This window comes from Geminicoccus harenae (genome assembly GCF_019800005.1).
GTDB classification, from domain to species: Bacteria; Pseudomonadota; Alphaproteobacteria; order Geminicoccales; family Geminicoccaceae; genus Geminicoccus; species Geminicoccus harenae.
Window position 1 is genome coordinate 1 of record NZ_JABGCL010000096.1, and the last position, 3,293, is coordinate 3,293.

Genomic DNA, 3,293 nt, shown 5'->3' on the forward strand with positions numbered 1-3,293 from the left:
GCGCCCTCCAGCGACGACATGCCTGATTAACCTGCGAACTGGCCATCCCAGTGACTTTGCCGACAGTCAATGACTGACTGTCGGCAAAGTCGCTGACCGGTCACGCGATGCGCCGCAGCATGATCCGGCTCATGGCAGCGTGGATCATCGCCACGCCGGTTTCGGGCAGCCGCTCATAGTCTCGGGCAAGGCGACGTGAGCGGGAAAGCCAAGCGAAGGTCCGCTCAACGACCCAACGGCGCGGCAGGACGTGGAAGCCTGCCGGCCGTTCCTCCAGTCCGTAGCGCCACGCCTGGCGCTGACGGTGGAACGGGACCTCCGTGCGCCAGCCGCGCTCCTTCTCCAGCCACTTTGCGAACGGCCCGGTATAGCCACCGTCTGCCCAGACCAACTCCAGACGAGGCAAGGCCGCCATGGGTGTGGCCTCGACCATCTGCCGCGCACCCACCGTGTCGTGCAGGCTGGCGGCATGGATATACGCCAGGAGGATCAGGCCCGACGCGTCCACCAGGATGTGCCGCTTGCGCCCGAACGTCTTCTTGGCTGCATCAAAGCCTCGACCAGGTCCGCCCACTCCTGTTGCCCGCGTTGTCTGCGAATCCACCACTGCTGCAGAAGGCTCCCGCTCTCGTCCTTCCTTCTCGCGAGCATGCTCACGCAACCGGTCGTGCATGCGCCGCAGCGTGCCGTCCTTACGCCAGCGGGTCAGCTGCGAGTGGACGGTCGGCCCTGTCCGCTGTGCGGACATCACTCCGTGGGATCGATGCCCGGCATCGATGGCGGAAAGTGACGCGGCAGCATGCGCCACGCGCAGCCGGAGCGGACCAGATAAAAGATGGCCTCGGCCATGACCCGGCGCGGCCACCTCGGCGGGCGCTCCAGGCGACAAGGTGGTGGAAGAAGCGGCTCCAGCGCCGTCCATTCCGCGTCACTCAGATCGGAAGGATAGGGTCGATCAGGCATGGAACTTCCCAGCCACGACATGCCTGACCAACCCACAAACTGGCCACCCCAGCAACTTTGCCGACAGTCAGTAAGCAGCTTTGCGTCTGCAACCGGTTCTGCGCCAGCTTGTTGGCTCAGCACGGCCGGATCAGCCGGGCCATCAGGTCGGCGATCTCGTCGGCCAGGTCATCGCGCTCCTCTGGCGGGCACTGGAGCTGGTACGCATAGCTGCGCTTGATCCGCCGCCGCTCGATTGCCGTTTGGACGGCTGTCAAAAAGATCGGTCTTGTCGTTCCTTCGGCCCGCTCGACGGCTTCGCCGAAGCTGTTGGTCCAGACCACCTGGTACACGGTCATTTCCACGCTGCCGGTCGTTCGGTGCCATTCACCATGCCACGACCATGATCCGGGAAATCCTTGCTCCAGCCGCTCCCTTCCCGCGCGCGCAGGAGGGGTAGGTCGAGATCGGCCAGCAGCATCCGGGCTGCCGCGGCAAGATGGGGAAGACCATACTCCTCCATCGTGACGATGATCTGGCGCAAGTGGGCAGCCTGATGCTCCAATTCTTGGAGATGGCGTTTGGCATCCGACAAGTCGTGGCCACCAAGCATCCCGACAGCCTCCTGCGGATAATCTACCCCGAGACGATTGGTATTCCAGGCATCTCACGCAACGGTTATGATTTGCTACCTGTGATAGATCACGTCAATCAAAAAAAGCAGCTTGCGCGAATTACTCAGCCCTTAGCTTGGCTGCTGTTGCGGAACAGTGGCTTGAGGCAGCTCATCGGGAGGGATGCGCCGCATCCTGCGACGCTGGCGGTCGTCCAGGGTGCGGATGTCAAAAACATCCAGCTGTGTCTAAAGATGCTATTATTAAAGTTGACGTAGCTGCAGCATATTCTAATAGACTTCCGGAAGCTGAGACGAATTTTACAGTACTCATCCCGTCACGAGGCAAACCGATGAATCGTCGTCTTGTGGCGGCGAAGCTGGTCGACTGGCTCAATCGCCAGGACCGTCCAAGCAGCCCAGTTCTCCCGCACCCGGCGCTCCTCCCGTTCTTTGGGCATCCAGATGGTCTGCATCAAGGTGGCCAGGCCGACGATGCACGCGGGACCTGCATCTCGTGCCCGGCCCCCACAGCGAAGAAGGCACGTTAGGGAACCCGAACCCACTCTACCGGTAGGCTAACGTAGTTATAGCGCCAGCAAGATCTGGCAGCCGACAGACCGAACTCGAGCTGTTGTGCACATCCAGGGATCCCGCCGGTGAAGAAGCCGCAGAAGGGAACCAGCACCCGGCCCACGCAGCTGCCATTCATCCAACGCGTTCGGGATGTCGTGATCAAACCCGAGGAGATGCTGACTTTTCAGCGGGCGCTGGAAGGTATGGATCCTGCGGTGCGAGGCGACTTCAAGGCATCCTCGGTCGCAGTAGTCCGAGCATTGGGCTGGCTGAGGGACGACCAGCAACGACCGGTGGATCCGGACGAGCAGCAGGCCAGGTTCGAGAAGTTGACGGCGATGCTGGTACGTTTTGAGGCGATTAGGCAACTCGTTGATCTCGAGCAGTTCCGCGCCTACCGGATGCCATCTGCTGATCCCGACGAGCCCCTCCTCGGTGAGGAGTTTCTCCACGTTGGCGCAGCAGCGCCTCTGATCGCAGCGCCAGACGGGGATCTAAGCTTTGATCCGGACGATTTTGCGAGGCGCATGCTTGAGCATTCACAGGCCGATGGGACGGGATAGCGACAACTCCAGTTGCTGTCTGGCTGCTCAGCTGCGGGCTGGTTCCTGCGCATGATCCCGACATACGGGATCAGCGGCCGCTGCCGATCACACCGTTCGGTGCCGGCCTACATCGACGAGCTTCTTGCTCTTGGACGAAGTTCGGTCAATAACAACATATATAGGTGTATAATTTTAGTATGACTTATTATCCTTTATAGCTTCTCAAGCGCATTAACAGTATCCTTTAGAGTTCAAATATATTTATCTGGAAATTCTTATGATCATGCGTTAAACATTCGTTCAGCAAGGCCCACCTGCTGGGCAGCTCGGCACCCTTCCCTGATCAAGACGCAGTTTCTGAGTGCATCGCCTGCTCATCGCAGACGGTGCGCTACCTCTGCGCGCGGTCCAGGCCTGAACCCAGTGCCGTCGGCGTTCCTCATCCAGTCTTGAGGTAAACCATGGCTCGTGTTCGAGGCGCGGCATTCGCTGCCGCAGCCATGCTGGCTTGCGCCCTGTTCTCTGCTGCCCCTGCCCCGGCGCAGACCGCGGTCGATCTGGGCAGTGCCCCCATCGCCAATACCGGCTGGCGCTACAACCTGGTGGTCATGCGCGCC

5 protein-coding genes and 1 pseudogene are annotated in these 3,293 nt (G+C 60.8%); 2 read left to right on the forward strand and 4 right to left on the reverse strand.

Features of this window, described 5'->3' with window-relative positions; translation table 11 throughout:
* Positions 1 to 100: 100 nt before the first annotated feature.
* The 4 genes and pseudogenes from HLA95_RS26770 to HLA95_RS26785 all read right to left on the reverse strand — a co-directional run bounded on the left by HLA95_RS26770 (position 101) and on the right by HLA95_RS26785 (position 1,486).
* The gene (locus tag HLA95_RS26770) at positions 101 to 748 is read right to left on the reverse strand and encodes an IS5 family transposase (RefSeq protein ID WP_191062362.1); all 648 of its coding nucleotides are present in this window, start codon (positions 746 to 748) and stop codon (positions 101 to 103) included.
* 26 nt (positions 749 to 774) lie between these two features.
* Positions 775 to 984, reverse strand: a pseudogene (locus HLA95_RS29385) (transposase); the annotation flags it as partial.
* A gap of 95 nt (positions 985 to 1,079) precedes the next feature.
* Positions 1,080 to 1,301 (reverse strand): hypothetical protein, encoded by a 222-nt coding sequence (locus HLA95_RS26780; protein ID WP_191062360.1) that lies wholly within the window; start codon positions 1,299 to 1,301, stop codon positions 1,080 to 1,082.
* Positions 1,298 to 1,486: a hypothetical protein gene (locus tag HLA95_RS26785; protein ID WP_222185053.1), complete on the reverse strand. Its 189-nt coding sequence runs from the start codon at positions 1,484 to 1,486 to the stop codon at positions 1,298 to 1,300. Before HLA95_RS26785 ends, HLA95_RS26780 begins: the two co-directional genes overlap by 4 nt.
* On the opposite strand from HLA95_RS26785, the gene HLA95_RS26790 reads away from it, so the two are divergent.
* Together HLA95_RS26790 and HLA95_RS26795 are read left to right on the forward strand one after the other, a co-directional pair.
* Entirely contained in the window at positions 1,487 to 1,834 is a 348-nt protein-coding gene (locus tag HLA95_RS26790; RefSeq protein ID WP_222185055.1) for a hypothetical protein, read from the forward strand.
* Between the two features lie 380 nt (positions 1,835 to 2,214).
* A complete protein-coding gene (locus tag HLA95_RS26795; RefSeq protein WP_191062105.1) occupies positions 2,215 to 2,694 on the forward strand; it encodes a hypothetical protein in 480 nt (159 codons plus the stop codon).
* Positions 2,695 to 3,293 lie beyond the last annotated feature (599 nt).